The organism is Bacteroides sp. ET225 (genome assembly GCF_024733745.1).
GTDB classification, from domain to species: Bacteria; Bacteroidota; Bacteroidia; order Bacteroidales; family Bacteroidaceae; genus Phocaeicola; species Phocaeicola excrementipullorum.
In genome coordinates this window covers 1-18,724 of record NZ_JANRHN010000021.1, presented here as the reverse complement: position 1 = coordinate 18,724, position 18,724 = coordinate 1, and the positions used below count along the sequence as shown (strand labels likewise).

14 protein-coding genes are annotated in these 18,724 nt (G+C 49.6%); 7 read left to right on the top strand and 7 right to left on the bottom strand.

From position 1 onward, the window contains the following. Positions 1-12: 12 nt before the first annotated feature. Positions 13-2,202, bottom strand: a complete 2,190-nt coding sequence (locus NW212_RS10030; protein ID WP_258338509.1) for a glutamine synthetase III — start codon at positions 2,200-2,202, stop codon at positions 13-15. Between the two features lie 43 nt (positions 2,203-2,245). Next, entirely contained in the window at positions 2,246-3,475 is a 1,230-nt protein-coding gene (locus NW212_RS10025) for an LL-diaminopimelate aminotransferase (protein WP_258338508.1), read from the bottom strand. Between the two features lie 150 nt (positions 3,476-3,625). Here NW212_RS10025 and NW212_RS10020 point away from each other — a divergent pair, with 150 nt between their 5' ends. Continuing rightward, complete coding sequence (locus tag NW212_RS10020) at positions 3,626-4,513, top strand: YitT family protein (RefSeq protein ID WP_258338507.1); 888 nt, start codon at positions 3,626-3,628, stop codon at positions 4,511-4,513. A gap of 11 nt (positions 4,514-4,524) precedes the next feature. Then, positions 4,525-5,115, top strand: coding sequence for a Crp/Fnr family transcriptional regulator (locus NW212_RS10015; RefSeq protein WP_258338506.1), 591 nt, complete (start codon positions 4,525-4,527; stop codon positions 5,113-5,115). Between the two features lie 22 nt (positions 5,116-5,137). Here the strand turns inward: NW212_RS10015 and NW212_RS10010 are convergent, their stop codons facing one another. From NW212_RS10010 to thiD, 5 genes are all read right to left on the bottom strand, one after another. Next, positions 5,138-6,385, bottom strand: a complete 1,248-nt coding sequence (locus NW212_RS10010) for a hypothetical protein (RefSeq protein WP_258338505.1) — start codon at positions 6,383-6,385, stop codon at positions 5,138-5,140. A gap of 8 nt (positions 6,386-6,393) precedes the next feature. Then, the gene (locus NW212_RS10005; protein ID WP_258338504.1) at positions 6,394-8,052 is read right to left on the bottom strand and encodes an AMP-binding protein; all 1,659 of its coding nucleotides are present in this window, start codon (positions 8,050-8,052) and stop codon (positions 6,394-6,396) included. Between the two features lie 231 nt (positions 8,053-8,283). After that, the gene (locus NW212_RS10000; RefSeq protein WP_258338503.1) at positions 8,284-9,981 is read right to left on the bottom strand and encodes an alpha-amylase family glycosyl hydrolase; all 1,698 of its coding nucleotides are present in this window, start codon (positions 9,979-9,981) and stop codon (positions 8,284-8,286) included. 140 nt (positions 9,982-10,121) lie between these two features. Next, positions 10,122-11,009: an ACP S-malonyltransferase gene (gene fabD / locus NW212_RS09995; RefSeq protein ID WP_258338502.1), complete on the bottom strand. Its 888-nt coding sequence runs from the start codon at positions 11,007-11,009 to the stop codon at positions 10,122-10,124. 62 nt (positions 11,010-11,071) lie between these two features. Next, complete coding sequence (gene thiD, locus NW212_RS09990; RefSeq protein ID WP_258338501.1) at positions 11,072-11,905, bottom strand: bifunctional hydroxymethylpyrimidine kinase/phosphomethylpyrimidine kinase; 834 nt, start codon at positions 11,903-11,905, stop codon at positions 11,072-11,074. A 250-nt stretch (positions 11,906-12,155) separates the two neighbouring features. Between thiD and NW212_RS09985 the strand changes: the two genes are divergently transcribed. From NW212_RS09985 to NW212_RS09965, 5 genes are all read left to right on the top strand, one after another. Beyond that, entirely contained in the window at positions 12,156-12,890 is a 735-nt protein-coding gene (locus NW212_RS09985; RefSeq protein WP_258338500.1) for an NUDIX hydrolase, read from the top strand. A 7-nt stretch (positions 12,891-12,897) separates the two neighbouring features. Next, on the top strand, positions 12,898-14,379 hold the full coding sequence (locus NW212_RS09980) for a xylulokinase (RefSeq protein WP_258338545.1): 1,482 nt from the start codon (positions 12,898-12,900) through the stop codon (positions 14,377-14,379). Positions 14,380-14,424: 45 nt separating this feature from the next. Then, on the top strand, positions 14,425-15,741 hold the full coding sequence (gene xylA / locus NW212_RS09975; protein WP_258338499.1) for a xylose isomerase: 1,317 nt from the start codon (positions 14,425-14,427) through the stop codon (positions 15,739-15,741). Between the two features lie 68 nt (positions 15,742-15,809). Continuing rightward, positions 15,810-17,288, top strand: coding sequence for a D-xylose transporter XylE (gene xylE / locus NW212_RS09970; RefSeq protein WP_258338498.1), 1,479 nt, complete (start codon positions 15,810-15,812; stop codon positions 17,286-17,288). Positions 17,289-17,464: 176 nt separating this feature from the next. Further along, positions 17,465-18,532: a mannose-1-phosphate guanylyltransferase gene (locus NW212_RS09965; RefSeq protein WP_258338497.1), complete on the top strand. Its 1,068-nt coding sequence runs from the start codon at positions 17,465-17,467 to the stop codon at positions 18,530-18,532. Positions 18,533-18,724: the final 192 nt, after the last annotated feature.

Below are 18,724 nucleotides of genomic sequence, written 5' to 3'. Positions count from 1 at the left end.
TGTTTCCTCCAGTTAGCGCACAAAGAGCAGTTCGCGGTATTTCGGGAGCGTCCACATCTGATCGTCGACAATCAGTTCGAGCTTGTCGATGTGGTAGCGGATCTGCTCAAGCATCGGAGCTACCGTATCATGGTAGGCGATAGCCTTTTCACGCTCGCAGGCAATGCGGTTGGCCACCTTGCGTGCCTCTATCATTTCGTCCACATGCTTCTTTATATAAGAGGTATGTGTAGAGATCTCCCGGATGATAGCCCGGTTTTCGGCCGACAGCTGGCTGGCTTCTTCGCTGGAGAAGATTGACTGCATCTTGTATGCGTTGTCTATCAGTTTGGTCTGGTACTCGATAGCTACAGGCACTACATGGTTCATGACCAGGTCGCCCAGCACGCGCGCTTCGATCTGAATCTTCTTTGTATACATTTCCCATTTCACTTCGTTGCGTGCCTCCAGCTCTTTGCGGTTCATGACTCCCGTCGATTCGAACATGCGGATGCTTTCCGGCTTCAGATAGTTGTCGAATATGATCGGGCAGCTTGTTTCGCAGTCCAAACCGCGGCGTTTAGCTTCTTCCTGCCATTCTTCGCTGTATCCGTTGCCGTCGAAGCGGATCGGTTTGCATTCTTTGATATAGCGGCGCACAATCTGCAGGATAGCTGAAATTTTGGGCTCTCCTTCTTCAATGCGTGCATCGACTTCCTTTTTGAATTCGATCAGTTGTTCGGCTACCGCTGAGTTCAGCGCGATCATGGCGCTTGCGCAATTGGCTTCCGATCCAGGCGCGCGGAATTCAAAACGGTTTCCGGTAAAGGCGAACGGCGATGTGCGGTTGCGGTCGGTGTTGTCAATCAGAAGTTCCGGTATTTGCGGAATGTCCAGTTTCATGCCTTGTTTTCCTCCCAGCGAAAGCAGGTCGTCGTTTGTGCTTGCTTCCAGATGGTCGAGCACTTTGCTCAGTTGGGTTCCGAGGAAAGAAGAAATGATTGCGGGGGGAGCTTCGTGTCCGCCCAGGCGGTGAGCATTGGTTGCGCTCATGATCGACGCTTTCAGCAATCCGTTGTGCCGGTAGACAGCCATGAGTGTGTTCACGACAAACGTGATGAAACGGAGATTCTCTTCCGAAGTCTTTCCCGGAGCCATCAGCAGGACACCGTTGTCTGTTCCGAGCGACCAGTTGTTATGCTTTCCCGAGCCGTTGACTCCCTTGAACGGCTTTTCGTGGAGCAGCACGCGGAATCCGTGGTTGCGTGCCACTTTCCGCATCAGCGACATGATCAGCATATTGTGGTCGACAGCCAGATTGCATTCTTCATAAATCGGTGCAAGTTCAAACTGGTTAGGAGCTACCTCGTTATGGCGGGTTTTTACCGGAATCCCGAGCTCAAGCGCCTGGATTTCCAGATCCTTCATGAAGGCGGCCACACGGGTGGGTATGGCACCGAAATAATGGTCTTCCAGCTGCTGGTTTTTTGACGCTTCGTGTCCCATCAGTGTCCGGCCGGTCAGAAGCAGGTCGGGGCGGGCTGCATAGAGTCCTTCGTCAACCAGAAAATATTCCTGTTCCCATCCGAGGTAAGAAATGATCTTCTTTACCGACGGGTCGAAATAATGCATCACGTCCAAGGCCGCCTTGTTGACCGCTGTCAGCGCTTTCAGCAGCGGAGCTTTATAGTCGAGCGATTCACCCGTATAGGCGATGAATACGGTGGGGATGCACAGCGTGTCGCCTACGATAAAGACCGGCGACGACGGGTCCCATGCGCTGTATCCTCTGGCTTCGAACGTGTTGCGTATTCCCCCGTTAGGAAATGACGAGCCGTCGGATTCCTGCTGTACGAGCAGTTTTCCGGAGAATTCTTCCAGCATGCCGCCTTTTCCGTCGTGTTCTACAAAAGCGTCATGCTTTTCGGCTGTGCCTTCGGTCAGCGGCTGGAACCAGTGCGTGTAATGCGTGACCCCCATCTCGATGGCCCATTTCTTCATGCCGTCTGCCACGGCGTTTGCGATGCCGCGGTCGAGGGTTGCCCCATTGTCAATTACGTCAATCAGTTTGGCATACACACCGCTGGGGAGATATTTGAACATTTTCTCACGGTTGAATACGTATTTAGCAAAGTATTCGCTTGGGCGTTCTGTCGGAGCCTTCACTTCTACCGGCTTCTTGTGGAAAGCCTTCTCTACCACTCTGAATCTTAGTTTGGACATATGTTTATTAGTTGTTTGATAATGTTATATTCAATATTGCTGGTCACAGGCACTGGCAAATTCGTCTGATTCCTTCTTCACAGTCATGCCGGTCGCCGAACGACGTGATTCTCACATAGCCTTCTCCGCTTGGTCCGAATCCTATTCCCGGCGTGCTTACTACATGGGCTTCATACAGAAGCTTGTCAAAGAACTTCCATGCGGTCATGTTTCCGGGCGCTTTCAGCCACAGATAAGGAGCGTTTTCTCCGCCGAAGAAACGGAGCCCGGTCTTGTTGAGCATGCGTTTCATCAGCCGTGCATTTTCCATGTAATAGCTTATCATTTCCTTTACCTGCTTTTTCCCCTCGGGCGTATAGATGGCTTCGGCTCCCCGTTGCGTAATATAGGAAACTCCGTTGAATTTGGTTGACTGCCGGCGCAGCCACATCTTGTTCAGCGATATCCTTTTCCCTTCAAGCGTGGCGGCCGTCACCTCTTTGGGGATTACCATATATCCGCAGCGCACTCCGGTGAATCCGGCCGTTTTAGAAAAACTTCTGGATTCGATGGCCACCTTCCTGGCTCCTTTGATCTCGTAGATGGAATGGGGGATGTCGGGATTCTGGATGTAAGCCTCGTATGCTCCGTCAAAAATAATCAGGGCATCGTTGTCGATGGCATAGTTGACCCATTTCTTCAGTTCGCTTTTCGTAAGGACTGCTCCGGTAGGATTGTTCGGATAGCATAAATAAATGATGTCTATTCGCCTTTCGGGTATGTCCGGAATAAAGTCGTTTTCGATTTTGCATGGCAGGTATACGACATTGCTCCATTCGCTTTCGTTTTCCAGAGTTCCTGCTCTTCCGGACGAAACGTTTGAATCCACATACGCCGGATAAATGGGGTCGGTTACGCCTATGCTGTTGTCGTGTCGCAGGATATCTCCGATGTTTCCCGTGTCGGATTTAGCCCCGTCACTGATGAACACTTCATTGGGATCAAGGCTGATTCCTCTTGCGGCATAGTCGTTTTTGATGATTGCGCTGATCAGAAAATCGTAGCCTTGTTCGGGACCGTATCCATGAAACGTTTCCACTCGTCCCAAATCTGCCGCCGCCTTCTGCATCGCTTCGATGCATACTTGAGGAATCGGGCGGGTCACATCTCCGATGCCCAAGTTGATGACATTGGTTTTCGGATGGGTAACCTTGAATGAATTTATCCTTTTTGTAATGTCCGTGAACAGATAATTTTCAGGTAATTTAAGCAGGTGTTCGTTGACTAATGCCATGTTCTTTTTATTTGGGCGCAAAATTACGAAAAACGTGCAACTTTTAAAAACAGGCTTCCGTAAATTTTTTCTTGGTATTTGAAATTGATTTAAATCAAGTGAATGATTTTTTTTGTACTTTTGTCCGGAATTTTTAAAACAGATAGAGTAATGAATCCAGCTTTGCCAGCTACGCGTACGCAGCGAATCATGAGAGAGACCAAAGATTATCTGATAATTGCTTTGGGAATGATTATGTATGGTATCGGATGGACGGTGTTCCTGCTGCCCAGTGACATCCCATCGACGGCCGTCCCCGGAATCGCGTCCATTATATTTTGGGCCACGGGATTTCCGGTGCAATACACTTATTTGATTATAAACCTTGCCTTGCTTTTATTGGCGTTGAAGATTCTGGGTCTGAAGTTTTGCCTGAAGACAATCTTTGCCGTATTGGTGCTGACCTTTATTCTGGAGGTCATCCAAAAGTTTGTGACCGGTCCGTTGATTCACGACCAGCCTTTCATGTCGTGTGTGCTGGGCGCTTTCTTCTGCGGGGGAGGAATCGGAATTGCCTTTTCCGCCAACGGAAGTACGGGAGGAACCGACATCATTGCCGCCATTGTCAACAAATACCGTGACATCTCGTTGGGAAGGGTTATTCTGATGTGTGACCTTATCATCATTTCTTCGAGCTACTTTGTGCTTCATAACTGGGAAAAGGTGGTGTATGGCTATGTTGTGCTTTTCATCTCAAGCTTTGTGCTCGACCAGGTTGTGAACAGCGCGCGCCAGTCTGTGCAGTTTTTCATCATTTCAAGCAAGTACGAAGAAATAGGGGCGCGCATCAACAAGGATCTTCACCGCGGAGTCACGTTTATTGACGGAGTGGGATGTTACACCCACAATGGAGTGAAGATGATGTTTGTGCTTGCTAAAAAACGCGAATCGAATACTATATTCCGCCTTATCAAAGACATTGACCCGAAAGCGTTTGTTTCGCAAAGTGCCGTTATCGGCGTGTTCGGAGAAGGCTTTGACCGCATAAAGGTTAAGTAAACTTGACGCTTATGACCAATACTAATATAGAAACAGCTCGTATTTTGGCAACTTCCCGCCATCGCTTGTTGTCGAGGGAACAGTTGCATGCGCTTGCTGCTATACTGGAATGCAAAAAGTATAAGAAAGGCGAACGCATCCTGGATGAAAACGACGTTTGTACGTGTTTGCGTTATATCGAGAAGGGGATGACCCGCCAGTTTTATTACAAGTATGACAAGGATCTGACGGAGCACATTGCCTACGAAGGAGGAATTGTGGTCTGTCTGGAAAGCTATCTGAAGACAGAGCCTACGCGCCTGATGATTGAAACCCTGGAGCCTACCGTATTGTGGGAGATTCCGAAGGACAAGATTGAAAAGCTTTCGCTGGAAGATGCAGAGTTGGGCGTATGGTATCGGAAAGTATTTGAAGAGTCGCTGATCGAGTCGCAGATTAAAGCGGATACCCTCCGTTTCGAGCCGGCGCACGAACGTTATCTGAAGCTGATGCAGATGCATCCCGAAATCTTGAAGAGGGCTCCGCTGGTTTATATCGCTTCGTTGCTGCAGATGAGTCCCGAAACATTGAGCCGTGTGCGTTCGGCAAGCCTGAACAGCTGACAGGCTGTTGCCGGCAAGTGCCTTAAAAAAGCACCATTCCTACCTCGAACACTCCTTTGTCGTCGAAGGCGTGGCTTCCCTTGTATGTGCGTGTCCATCCGTAGCCTCCTGAGGCGAATATTCCGAACTTGCGGGTTATGCTGTATTCCAGATTCACCCGTGGCTCGAGCGCATACATGCGTGCGGGAAAGCCCTGCGAATCCTTGTTTTTCAAGCTTTCGATATGATAATATCCAAAATCTGCACTGATGTCCAGCTTAGGCGTCAGTTGCCAGTAGACGCCTGCGCGGTAAAACAGGCTCAGTGAAAAATCTTTGTCCGTTCCTAAATAATATCCTCCCGTGCCGATCTGCGTGTAGGTGTGCCTGTTTTTGAAACGTACGGCCACGCTGCCCTTGTTGGCATTTCCCCCTGAAACGATCAGCTGCGTGCGGGTTTGCGGCTTGAGGTTGATGCAGCCTATCTGGCGGGCGCAGCTGTCGAGGCTGAAATTGACGATTCCTATTTGTACGCCCTTGCGGTTTTCCGTGTTCACGTTGCCGATGCCTAGTTGCAGTCCGCTGTTGCTCACGCTGTAGTTCATGACTGCTGTCTGCAGCCCTTTGTTTGCAACGCTTACGTTTCCAAGTCCGGCCAATTGCCATCCGTCGTTTGTTTCGGCAGCAACGTTCAACAGTGAAGTGATCTGCACTCCGCGCGACGACTTGCCCGATACATTCATCAGGCCTCCGATAGACAGGCCGCCTTGCACTTCTCCTGCGACATTTCCCAGTCCGGCAATCATGACGCCGCGCGTGTCTTTTCCTCCCACGTTGATCAGGCCGGAGATTCCCACTCCTCTTATATCGCTTCCCGACACGTTGCCCAGTCCTGACACCGTAAGTCCGTATGATGAATGTCCGCTTACGTTCATCAGACCGGAGAAAATGGCTCCGCATGCCCTCTGGCCCGTAACGTTGGTGATTCCTGCAATCTGAAGTCCCGTTGACTTCAGTCCCGTGATGTTGGCGAATCCTGCAGCCTGCATGCCGTAGGCATTGTAGTGTTGCAGGCTGGATATGATGTTTATGCCCAATCCGTTGAGGCATGTATAGTTGCTGAACAGTCCCAGGTTAAAATACGTGCGTTGAGGCGTCTTTTTCTTGTCTGTGATGTTCAGCGATACGTTAGCCCCTTTCTTCAGGCCTTTCTTTGCATGTTGCTGGGCGTAAAGAAAAGGATGCGCTCCCAAGAGGAGGCAGATTGCTGCTAGTATAGTTTTCAGTTTCATTTCCCGGTTTATTTTACGTCTTGATACAGGAATCGCTTGATGCTCTTTTTGGGTGTCTTTTCAAACTCCTCCGGATAAATCTTAACTCGTGCGATCTGCGAGTAGGCGGGAAGTTCCGCATTGACCGCCGTCCGGTTTTCTTCCATCACCCGCTCGATGTCGGCAGGGGTCAGTCCGTTGGCGTAAGCTTCGTCAAAGTCCGGATAAATCAGAGCGGCCAGTTTGTTGTCGCTCTGCTGGATGACGATGTTTTCGCATACGTAGGGCAGGTTGTTGATCTTTTCTTCGATTTCTTCCGGATAGATGTTCTGTCCCGAAGGTCCCAGAAGCATGTTTTTGCTTCGCCCCCTGATGGTTACGTTTCCGTCTTTGTCCATAGTGCCCAAATCGCCCGTATGCAGCCATCCTTCCTTGTCGATGGCCTGTGCGGTGGCTTCAGGGTTTTTGTAATATCCCAGCATCACATTGTCGCCCCTCGCAAGAATCTCTCCGACAAGGTTCTCGGGATCGGAACTGTCTATCTTGACTTCCATGCGCGGGGCAGCCTTTCCGCATGTTCCCGGCTTGTATCTTCTCCAGTCTTCATAGCAGATGATGGGCCCGCATTCGGTCATGCCGTATCCCACGGTATAAGGGAAGTCGATGTCGCGCAGCAGGCGTTCCACATCCTGGTTGAAGGCCGCTCCGCCGATTATGACCTCGAAAAAGTTTCCTCCGAAAGCCTGCACGATATAGTCGCGCAAGGTCGATCCGATCTTTTCGTTGATGATGGGCAGGCGGAACAGTATTTTCATTTTCAGTGTTTCCAGTTTGGGAAGCACGTTTTTCTTGATTATCTTTTCGATGATGAGCGGCACGGAAATTACGATGTGCGGCTTGATGTCGGCAAATGCCTGGAAAATGATTTTCGGGCTGGGCATCCGTGTGAGGAAATACACATGGCATCCCGAACAGATTTCATAGATAAATTCGAAAGCCAGTCCGTACATGTGCGCCATGGGCAGGATGGAAATTACCCTGCTTCCCGGTGCCAGATGGAGCATCTCGGTGGCAAATGCGGTGTTTGACCACAGCGAGCGGTAGGGCAGCATCACTCCCTTTGAGAAACTGGTTGTTCCTGATGTATAGTTGATGATTGCAAGCTCCTCCGGCTTGTCCTTCCGGTAGCTTACGTGTTCTTTCCGGAAGTTCCGCGGGAATTTTTTCCCGAACATTTCGTTGAGGTGTTCGCGCGCAAATTCAAGCTGTTTGCTCCGGCATACCAGCAGGGTGAAGTCTGTCATGAGGATGATTCCTTCGAGCGAGGGCATTTCCGCCTCGTTGAGCGATTCCCAAACCACATCGCCCACGAAAAGCAGGCGGGCATCCGAATGGTTTACGATGTTCTGGATATTGTCGGCCTTGAATTCGTGGAGGATAGGAACTGCCACGGCTCCGTATGTGAGTATTGCCAGAAAAGCCACTCCCCAGTGCGAGCTGTTGCGTCCGCAGAGCGCCACTTTATCTCCGGGGTTAATCCCGCTTTCGGCGAGAAGGATATGCAGCTTCTCGATTTTGCGTGCCACATCTTTATATTGCAGTGTAGCGCCTTTATAATCTGTCAGCGCGTCAAGGTCCCAGTTTTTCTTGATGCTGTCTTCTACAAAGGCTAGAAAACTATTTTCCATATTCGGTTTCTGATAAGATTGCACAAATTCTATTCATTTGAGCAAAGTTACCCTTTTGTGTTCAATATGCAAACAAAATGGGGATAAAAAATGCTTTTCCTCGTCCGTTTCTCTATCTCCAGGCTGGAGACATGCGTCTTTAGGCTGAAGACGTGTATCTCTAAGCTGGAGATTTGCATCTCCAACCTAGAGATAAAGATTGTTCTGTGCCGAAGACGGATTCCTTTATCGTCAGAGTGTGATTTTCAGTATTTTTCCTCCCCATGCCTGGAGCTTGACAGCAACGGCCTTTGCCGGAGTGAACGGAATGCTTTCTTCTGTCCCGTTCAGCAGGTCGGCTGCCGTGCAGGTCTGGAACGAGGGCATGTGCAGGTAGTCGAAGGCATGTTCCGGAATATTGACCGCAATCTGTGCCGGCATGTCTGCAAAGTTTACGGCTATCAGCAGCACTTCCTTGCCGTATTTTCTCAGGAAGGCGTATTGTTTGTGCTCGTTCATCTGCCATCCGCCTTTGTTCACGTACATCAGGTCGAAGAACTGTCCTTGTGTGATGGTGGCTTCGGTGCGGCAAATGTTCAGCAGTTTCTTGTAGAAGCGGTGGAGCTCTTTTTCCTTATTGTTGAGCAGGTGGTTGTTCCATCTGCCGTGGTTGTTCCATCTTCTGATGCTGTCCACGCTCCAGTAGTCGAAAATGGTGGTGCGTCCGTCGCGTCCGCTGAATCCCTCGCAGTCCATTCCCCTTTCTCCGAATTCTTGCCCGAAGTAGATCATCATGGGGTTGGTGTTCAGGGTTGCCGACACGATGAGGGCGGGGAGTGCCTTGAACGCATTTCCGGCAAAGAAGTCGGAAGCGATGCGCTGCTCGTCGTGGTTCTCCAGGAAATTCAGCATGTGGTCCTGGATGTCGTCGACGCTTTGCCAGCAGCCGGTGATGGCTGTGGCCGACTGGTAGCCGCAGGTGACGGCGCGCAGCGTATCGTAAAGTCCTACTTTGTCATAGAGATAGTCGAAATGGCCGTTGTGTATGTAGTTTCTGTATTCATTCGGATTGTATACTTCGGCTATGAATGTCAGTTCGGGGTGCAGTGATTTGACTTGCGGGATGACCCATCCCCAGAATTCGCACGGAACCATTTCTGCCATGTCGCATCGGAATCCGTCTATGCCTTTGCCGGCCCAGAACAGCAGGATGTCTTTCATTTTGTTCCATGTGTCGGGTATCGGATTGAAATGGCACCCGGTGTTGTTGATGTAGTCTACTCCGTAATTCAGCTTGACCGTTTCGTACCAGTCGTTCCGGTTCGGCCATGCGTCAAATCGGTTGTTTCCCGTGGCTTTTGCCGGCATTTCCACGTAGTTCCCCATTTCTTCGTCATAGAGGCTGATTTCGCCTTCCAGTTTCTGTCCGGGCATATAGTAGAAATTGTTGTTCGCGCTGAAGGCCTGGTTCGTGTCGTCGTCTTCGCCCAGATCCTTGATTCCCTCGGGCTTCGATACAGACCGGTATTGTCTTGCCACATGGTTTGGAACGAAGTCCATGATGAGCTTCAGTCCGCATTCGTGCGTCCGCTTTACGAGTTCCAGAAATTCCTCCATTCTTTTTTCGGGATGCACGGCCAGGTCCGGGTCTATGCTGTAATAGTCAGTGATGGCATAAGGCGACCCTGCTTTTCCTTTCACAACCGAAGGGTGGTTTCTTGGGATTCCGTAGCTGCTGTAGTCTGTTTGTGTGGCGTGCGCCAAGAGTCCGGTGTACCATACGTGGGTCGCTCCCAGATTTTTGATTTCATGCAATACTTGTTTGGTGATGTCGTCCATCTTTCCGCAGCCGTTCTGCCCGATGGGGCCGTTTTGGATGCATCGTCCGTTGGTATTGCCGAACAGGCGGGTAAATATCTGGTAGATGATGATTTTTTCTGTCGTTTTCATGTTTTCCCTCTTTTAAGTATTAGTTGTGCTTCTTGTGTGTTATGTTTTGAGGATTTGCAGTCCGGTGGAAGCGGTTCCATGCAGCCTGCAAATCCTCCTGCATGCCTGTTCTTTCCGGTATGTCCGGAATGCCGGATCGGTTATTGGATGCCGTGTGCGTTGGCTTCCTTGTTGATTTTCTTGATGAGACCCTGCAGTACGGCTCCGGGTCCGCATTCCGTAAAGTCGTCGGCACCGTCGGCAATCATGTTCTGTACGGTTTGGGTCCAGCGTACCGATGCTGTCAGCTGGGCTACCAGGTTGGCCTTGATTTCTTCAGGGTCTGTATGCGGTTTGGCATCCACGTTCTGGTAAATCGGGCACTTGGGTGTATGGAATTCGGTTGATTTGATGGCCGTTTCCAGTTCCACTTTGGCAGGTTCCATGAGCGGAGAATGGAAAGCGCCGCCCACTTTCAGCGGCAGGGCGCGTTTTGCACCGGCAGCCTTCATCAGCTCGCAGGCTTTGTTGATTCCTTCAATCGATCCTGAAATTACAATCTGGCCCGGGCAGTTGTAGTTTGCTGCCACGCAGACTTCTCCTTCTGCTGCAACGGAAGCGCAGATTTCTTCTACCTTTTCGTCAGGCAGAGCTATGATTGCCGCCATGGTAGACGGGCGGGCTTCGCATGCCTTTTGCATTGCCATGGCACGTGCGTAAACCAGTTTCAGTCCGTCTTCGAACGAAAGTGCTCCGGCTGCTACCAGTGCTGAAAATTCTCCCAGCGAGTGTCCGGCTGTCATTTCGGGCTTGAATTCTTCGCCCATGCACAGGGCTGAGATCACTGAATGCAGGAATACGGCAGGCTGTGTCACTTTTGTCTGGCGCAAGTCTTCGTCTGTGCCTTCAAACATGATGTCAGTGATGCGGTATCCTAAGATTTCGTTTGCTTTTTCAAACAGTTCTTTGGCGAGCGGAGAGTTTTCGTAAAGGTCTTTGCCCATACCGACAAACTGTGCGCCCTGACCGGGAAATACAAATGCTTTCATAATTTCTGATGTTTATGTTTTTCAAAATCTTTGCATGCAAAGGTAATGATTCTTTTGATATGTTACACGTTTTTGTCCAAAATGTGCATTTTTGCCGGATTGAAGAAATGATTGAGCGGTCCGTGTCCTTCGCCGATATGGATGTCTTTTCCAGCTTCTATACCTTTATATATATATTCTTTGGCTTTGCCTGCGGCTTCTGCCAGCGGATGTCCCAGTGCGAGAAAGGTTGCGATGGCCGATGAAAGGGTGCATCCGGTTCCGTGCGTATTCTTGCTTTCGATCTTCGGTGCGGTAAAGCGGTGTGCTTGTTCTTCGTCTGCAATTTTGAGCACGTCGCACATTTTGTCATCGGGCAAGTGTCCCCCCTTTATCAGTACGGCTCCGCATCCGGTTTGCAGAAGCTGTCCGGCTGCTTCTTCCATCTCGTCCGGTGAAGAAAGTTTTGTGTTTGTCAGCACTTCGGCCTCGCTCAGGTTGGGGGTGATGAGGGTGCTCAATGGCATGAGTTCTCTGACAATGGCTTCGATTGCGCTGTCTTCCATCAGCTTGCATCCGCTGGTGGAAACCATGACCGGGTCAAAGACAACATAGCGTGGCTGGAATCTGCGGATGCTTTGTGCGATGGCTGCAACAATCTTCGGGTCGCTTACCATCCCGATTTTGACTGCTTCCGGCCGGATGTCTGTCATGACGGCCTCAATCTGTGCCTTTACGGTTTGTGCGGGGATGGGGAATATGCTGCTGACTCCGCAGGTGTTCTGTACGGTGATGGATGTGATGGCACTTGCGGCGTATGCGCCCAAAGCAGATATTGTTTTGATGTCTGCTTGAATGCCGGCTCCTCCGCTGCAGTCGGAACCTGCGATTGTAAGTATGCAAGGATATGTTTTCATGTTACTGTTTTTTGTTTGACTGTACAAAGTAATGAAAATTCCTTGACAACTCTTGCCGTTGGGGCGGATTCTTTCTCCCGGCAAGCCGATTTATATATTGTATATTGTATGATAATTGAATTTTTATATATTGTAAATATGATGAAAAGTATTTTATTGTTAAACAGTGTTTTACTGAATAGTATTTTACAGAAAATACTATGAGTGTATATTGTGATTCTTTATATTTGCGGCATGGAAAATCAATGTTATGGAAGACTGTAAAATAATAGATGTACATGTGTCCGTCGATTGCGTGTTGGTCGGATTCGACGGTGAGCAGTTTCGGATACTGCTGGTCCGTCAGGTCGGGAAACAGCAGGAAGCCGGTGGGGAAGTAAACGACTTGAAGCTTCCGGGCAGTCTGATTTATGCAGATGAGGATCTGGACGACGCCGCCAAACGTGTGCTGAAGGAACTGACAGGTCTGAAGAATATAAAGATGACTCAGTTCCGCGCCTATGGTTCGAAAGACAGAACCTCTAATCCGAAAGATGTGAAATGGCTGGAACGTTTTCACCGGATTACAGAAAACAGGGTGGGGCGGATTGTGACGGTGGCTTATCTTTCGCTTCTGAAGATAGACAGCAGAAACCGACAGCTTACCGCAACCTATGATGCGTGCTGGATGCCGGTTTCGGATATAAAAGAGCTTGCTTTTGACCATCTGCAGATTTGCAGGGACGCGTTGGTGCATATACGCCACTATGTGGAGAATACGCCGTCTGTCATGTTTGACCTGCTGCCGAGAAAGTTTACCGTTGCGCAGTTGCGAAATCTGTATCAGTTGATTTACGGCAAGAATGTCGATATCCGCAACTTCCATAAAAAGATTGCGATGATGCCTTATGTGGTTCCTTTGGAAGAAAAGGAACAGGGTGTGCGGCATCGCGCTGCCCGTTTCTATAAGTTTGACAGAACAATTTATAACAAACAAAATAAGTGACAGTATGATGTATTTGTTGGGATATGACATAGGAAGCTCTTCAGTGAAGGCTTCTTTGGTGGATGTCCATACGGGCAAGTGTGTCGCTTCGGCGTTTTATCCGAAGACGGAAGCCGAAATCATCACTTTGCGTCCGGGATGGGCGGAACAGCATCCGGAAATGTGGTGGGAGAACTTGCGTGCCGCCACTGGTGCTGTGATGCAGAAAAGCGGGGCAAAAAAGGAAGATGTTGCTGCAATCGGGATTTCTTATCAGATGCACGGCCTGGTGTGCGTTGACAAGAATCAGAATGTGCTTCGTCCCGCCATTATCTGGTGTGATTCGCGCGCGGTTCCTTATGGGGAGAAAGCATTCAGGATGTTGGGCGAAGAGAAATGCCTGACCCATCTGCTCAATTCTCCGGGAAACTTTACGGCCTCTAAGCTGGCTTGGGTGAAAGAAAACGAACCGGAAGTGTATGAGAAGATAGACAAGATTATGCTGCCGGGCGAGTATATAGCCATGAAGCTGACGGGAGAGGTATATACGACCGTGTCCGGACTATCCGAGGGGATGTTTTGGGACTTTCAGAAGAATGGACTTGCGGATTTCCTGATGGACTTCTACGGATTCGACCGTTCGCTGATTCCTGCCGTTTGTCCTACGTTCTCCGAACAGGGCCGTGTGACTGCACAGGCGGCCGGTGAACTTGGGCTGAAAGAGGGCATTCCGGTGGCTTACCGTGCAGGCGACCAGCCCAATAACGCTTTGTCGCTGAATGTGTTCAATCCGGGTGAGATCGCTTCGACTGCCGGAACCTCCGGTGTGGTTTATGGAGTGAACGGTGCAGTGAACTATGATCCGGAATCGCGTGTCAATACGTTTGCCCATGTGAACCATACGGCCGAACAGACCCGTTTGGGTGTGTTGCTTTGCATCAACGGTACGGGAATCCTTAATTCGTGGATGAAGCGCACCGTGATGTCCGAAGAAGTTTCGTATGCCGAAATGAATGGTATGGCTGCGCAGGCGCCGATCGGTTCGGGAGGCATCAGCATTCTTCCGTTCGGAAACGGGGCAGAGCGTATGCTCCGAAACCGCGAAGCGGGATGTTCCGTTCATGGCGTAAACTTCAACTTGCATACGCGCAGCCATTTGCTCCGTGCAGCTCAGGAAGGAATCGTGTTTGCGTTCAAATATGGAATTGACATAATGAAAGGTATGGGAATGAGTGTGGAGAAAATCCATGCCGGACATGCAAACATGTTTCTGAGTCCGATTTTCCGCGAAACTTTGGCGGGTGTTACAGGAACTGTCATCGAACTGTATGATACAGACGGTTCTGTAGGTGCGGCCAAGGGAGCCGGCATGGGAGTCGGCATTTACAAGAACAGCAGCGAGGCATTCGCTACACTCGACAAGCTGGATGTGATTGAGCCGAAGGAATCTGACCGTGCAGCTTATGAGGATGCGTATGGACGCTGGCTGGATTGTCTGAACAGATTGTAATCTTATTATATAAACTTGTTTCATTAACTTTTAAATTCAAAAACAATGGCAAACAAAGAGTATTTTCCCGGCATTGGAAAGATTAAATTCGAAGGTGTAGAAAGTAAGAACCCGATGGCTTTCCGTTACTATGATCCTGAAAGAGTGGTAATGGGAAAGAAGATGAAAGACTGGCTGAAATTTTCGATGGCCTGGTGGCACACGTTGTGCGCTGAAGGCGGTGACCAGTTCGGCGTGGGAACAAAGAGCTTTCCGTGGAAAGGAAATCCCGACAAGGTGCAGGCTGCAAAGGACAAGGCTGATGCGGGATTCGAGTTCATGCAAAAGATGGGAATCGAATATTATTGCTTCCATGATGTGGACCTTTGCGATGAGGCTGATACCATCGAAGAATATGAAGCGAATCTGAAGGAAATTGTTGCTTATCTGAAACAGAAACAGGCTGAAACGGGCATCAAGCTGCTGTGGGGCACTGCAAACGTATTCGGTCACGCGCGCTATATGAACGGAGCCGCAACAAATCCCGACTTTGATGTCGTTGCGCGGGCTGCCGTTCAGATAAAGAATGCCATCGACGCCACAATCGAACTGGGAGGTACGAATTATGTGTTCTGGGGCGGACGCGAGGGTTACATGTCACTTCTGAATACTGACCAGAAGCGTGAAAAAGAACATCTGGCTCAGATGCTGACTATCGCCCGCGATTATGGCCGTGCACACGGGTTTACAGGAACTTTCCTTGTTGAACCGAAGCCGATGGAACCGACAAAGCATCAGTATGATGTGGATACGGAAACCGTCATCGGCTTTTTGAAAGCCCATAATCTTGATAAGGATTTCAAGGTGAACATTGAAGTGAACCATGCTACACTGGCCGGACATACCTTTGAACACGAACTTTGCGTCGCTGTAGATAACGGTATGCTGGGTTCTATCGACGCTAACCGCGGCGACTACCAGAACGGATGGGACACAGACCAGTTCCCGATAGACAACTATGAGCTGGTTCAGGCGATGATGCAGATTATCCGTAACGGAGGCTTGGGCAACGGCGGCACGAACTTTGATGCCAAGACTCGCCGCAATTCTACCGATCTGGAAGACATCTTCATCGCTCATATTGCCGGCATGGATGTGATGGCGCGCGCCCTGCTGAGTGCAGCCAAGCTGCTGGAAGAATCTCCTTACAGAAAAATGCTTGCCGACCGGTATGCTTCGTTTGATTCGGGAAAGGGAAAGGACTTTGAAGACGGCAAGCTTACGCTGGAAGATGTTGTGGCTTATGCGAAGACTGTCGGCGAACCGAAACAGACGAGCGGAAAGCAGGAGCTGTATGAAGCTATAGTGAATATGTACTGTTAACACTGTCATCGGAATGGAAGGCCTGCCTGCGGGTCTTCCATTTTTCGTTGGATATAAAATTTAATATCATGAATCATACGGAAAAAGGCAGCAAGGCTTATCTTTTTTCAGTCGTACTTGTTGCCGTAATTGGCGGACTGCTGTTCGGTTATGACACAGCGGTCATTTCTGGAGCGGAAAAGGGGCTTCAGGCTTTCTTTATGGGAGCCTCGGACTTTGCATATACGGATGCGGTGCATGGCATCACTTCGTCAAGCGCACTGATTGGGTGCATTGTCGGCAGTGCCGTTTCCGGCTTTCTGGCCTCACACTACGGACGTAAGCGCACGCTCTTTGTTGCCGGTATTTTGTTTCTCGTCGCAGCTTTGGGAACCTATGATCCGGAGTTTCTGTTTTTCGAGCATGGAAAACCGACTTTTCCTCTGCTCGTGGCATTCAACATTTATCGTATCATAGGAGGGATAGGAGTCGGGCTGGCTTCAGCTATCTGTCCGATGTATATTGCAGAAATAGCTCCAAGCAACATTCGCGGTACGTTGGTGTCGTGGAATCAGTTTGCAATCATTTCCGGCCAGCTCATCGTTTACATCGTCAACTTCCTGATCTTAGGCGACAACGTGAATCCGGTCATCAAGGCTGTGGAAGGCGTAAATCAGATTCTGAATCCGGGAGAAGCGGCCTGGACCATTGAAACGGGCTGGCGTCTGATGTTTCTCAGCGCAGGGGTTCCTGCAGCGGTTTTTTCTCTGCTGGTGCTGCTGGTTCCCGAAACGCCCCGCTATTTGGCGATGAGCGGAAAGGATGAGAAGGCGTTGCAAGTGCTTGTCCGCATCAACGGTTTCTCCAAGGCAAAAGAAATTCTGGCCGACATCAAGTCCACTGCCGAAGAGAAGACCGAGCGTCTGTTCACTTACGGGTGGCTGGTCATATTCGTCGGCATCATGCTGAGCGTATTCCAGCAGGCTGTGGGCATCAATGCTGTGCTTTATTTTGCCCCACGCATATTTGAAACGATGGGCATGGGCAGTCCGATGGTACAGACAGTCTTTATGGGCATTGTCAATCTTCTGTTCACCTTGCTTGCCGTATTTACGGTAGAAAAGCTGGGGCGCCGTCCGCTGCTTATTGCAGGTTCAATCGGAATGGCTGTCGGCGCCTTCGGCGTGGCTGTCTGCAATCTGGTTTCCGGGATACCTCCGGTACTTCCTGTTGTCAGCATCATGATATACAGTGCTTCATTCATGTTCAGCTGGGGGCCGATCTGCTGGGTGCTGATTTCAGAGATTTTCCCTAACACCATCCGTGGAGCCGCTGTTGCAATCGCTGTAGCCTTTCAGTGGATTTTCAATTTTATCGTTTCGTCCACCTTCCTTCCGCTTTACAACATGAGCGCGGGCGATATGGGCGATAAGTTCGGCCATATGTTTGCATACAGTCTGTATGGTGTCATCTGTGTCCTTGCTGCCGTGTTTGTTTGGAAGCTTGTTCCCGAAACGAAGGGCAAGACTTTGGAGGACATGAGCAATCTTTGGAAGAAAAAGAAATGAATGGCTCCCGCTTTCCGGAGCCTGAAGCCATATCCGTTTCTGTTCTTGCATCAAGGGCGGAACGGATATTTTCTACGTATGCCGAAAGGCGGAATTCTGATAAAAAAGGTTTTGTTATACAGGGTTTTTCAGAAAAATAATATTACCTTTGTAACGTTACAAAAAGTGTAGTATTTATGAACCCTGCAAATAATCATGTTGTCATTATGGCCGGAGGCATAGGCAGTCGTTTCTGGCCGATGAGCAGTCCCGAAATGCCGAAACAGTTCATTGATGTGCTGGGATGCGGACGGACACTTATCCAGTTGACTGCCGACCGTTTCAGAGATGTATGTCTGCCCGAAAACATTTGGGTGGTTACTTCTGCAAAGTATGCTTCTATCGTGAAAGAGCAGCTTCCGCAAATACCGCAAGAGCATGTGCTGCTGGAACCTTGCCGCCGCAATACGGCTCCTTGCATCGCTTATGTAAGCTGGAAGATCAAGGCGAAGAACCCGAAAGCAAACATTGTCGTTACGCCGAGTGACCATATCGTGATGAACGAGCGCGAGTTTGCACGTGTCGTTCTGTCAGCCATGAAGTTCACGGCTGATTCAGATGCCATCGTTACGTTGGGAATGAAAGCAAACCGGCCTGAAACCGGATACGGATATATAGAGGCGGACTTGTCGCTGCCATGTCCTTCAAACAAGGAAATCTACCGTGTGGATGCCTTTAAGGAGAAACCGGACCTGGCAACAGCGGAACGTTACCTGCAGCGCAACAATTTCTTCTGGAACGCGGGAATCTTTGTGTGGAACGTAAACACGATTGTGAATGCAATCCGTGTCTATCAGCCGACGATGGCAAAAGTATTTGAGCGGATGCTTCCTTACTATTACACGGATAAGGAGCAGGAAATGGTGGACGAACTGTTCCCTACGTGCGAAAACATTTCCGTTGACTATGCCATTATGGAAAAAGTGGACGAAATCTATGTATTTCCGGCTTCGTTCGGATGGAGCGATCTGGGTACGTGGGGATCGCTGCATGAAAATTCCAAGCGCGACGCTCACAACAATGTGTGCATCGGACCGAATGTTAAGGTGTATGAAACGCGCAACTGCATCATACATGCCACGCAGGAAAAGAAAGTGGTGGTGCAGGGACTGGACGGTTATATCGTGGCAGAAAAGAATGACACTTTGCTGATCTGCCGTCTGAGCGAAGAACAGCGGATCAAGGAGTTCTCGGCAGAAGAGTGATTGGGAAAAGAGTATGAGGCGCTTTAAGCTGCCTTTTGAATAATACAGCCGCACGGAGATAGAAAAGACGAGTTTTCGTATCTCCGTGCGTTTTTTTATTTGGGGACATTCAGTAAATGTTCAAAAAATATAAGGCGGCATGTGTAAATGAGCTTGTTTTTTCATTTCACATGCCATCTTTATTGTTGTTCT

What these genes read in the sequence shown, in the direction of transcription:
- NW212_RS10030 (WP_258338509.1), bottom strand. Translation starts at nt 2,202, where the DNA reads ATGTCCAAACTAAGATTCAGAGTGGTAGAGAAGGCTTTCCACAAGAAG.
- NW212_RS10025 (WP_258338508.1), bottom strand. Translation starts at nt 3,475, where the DNA reads ATGGCATTAGTCAACGAACACCTGCTTAAATTACCTGAAAATTATCTG.
- NW212_RS10020 (WP_258338507.1), top strand. Translation starts at nt 3,626, where the DNA reads ATGAATCCAGCTTTGCCAGCTACGCGTACGCAGCGAATCATGAGAGAG.
- NW212_RS10015 (WP_258338506.1), top strand. Translation starts at nt 4,525, where the DNA reads ATGACCAATACTAATATAGAAACAGCTCGTATTTTGGCAACTTCCCGC.
- NW212_RS10010 (WP_258338505.1), bottom strand. Translation starts at nt 6,385, where the DNA reads ATGAAACTGAAAACTATACTAGCAGCAATCTGCCTCCTCTTGGGAGCG.
- NW212_RS10005 (WP_258338504.1), bottom strand. Translation starts at nt 8,052, where the DNA reads ATGGAAAATAGTTTTCTAGCCTTTGTAGAAGACAGCATCAAGAAAAAC.
- NW212_RS10000 (WP_258338503.1), bottom strand. Translation starts at nt 9,981, where the DNA reads ATGAAAACGACAGAAAAAATCATCATCTACCAGATATTTACCCGCCTG.
- fabD (WP_258338502.1), bottom strand. Translation starts at nt 11,009, where the DNA reads ATGAAAGCATTTGTATTTCCCGGTCAGGGCGCACAGTTTGTCGGTATG.
- thiD (WP_258338501.1), bottom strand. Translation starts at nt 11,905, where the DNA reads ATGAAAACATATCCTTGCATACTTACAATCGCAGGTTCCGACTGCAGC.
- NW212_RS09985 (WP_258338500.1), top strand. Translation starts at nt 12,156, where the DNA reads ATGGAAGACTGTAAAATAATAGATGTACATGTGTCCGTCGATTGCGTG.
- NW212_RS09980 (WP_258338545.1), top strand. Translation starts at nt 12,898, where the DNA reads ATGTATTTGTTGGGATATGACATAGGAAGCTCTTCAGTGAAGGCTTCT.
- xylA (WP_258338499.1), top strand. Translation starts at nt 14,425, where the DNA reads ATGGCAAACAAAGAGTATTTTCCCGGCATTGGAAAGATTAAATTCGAA.
- xylE (WP_258338498.1), top strand. Translation starts at nt 15,810, where the DNA reads ATGAATCATACGGAAAAAGGCAGCAAGGCTTATCTTTTTTCAGTCGTA.
- NW212_RS09965 (WP_258338497.1), top strand. Translation starts at nt 17,465, where the DNA reads ATGAACCCTGCAAATAATCATGTTGTCATTATGGCCGGAGGCATAGGC.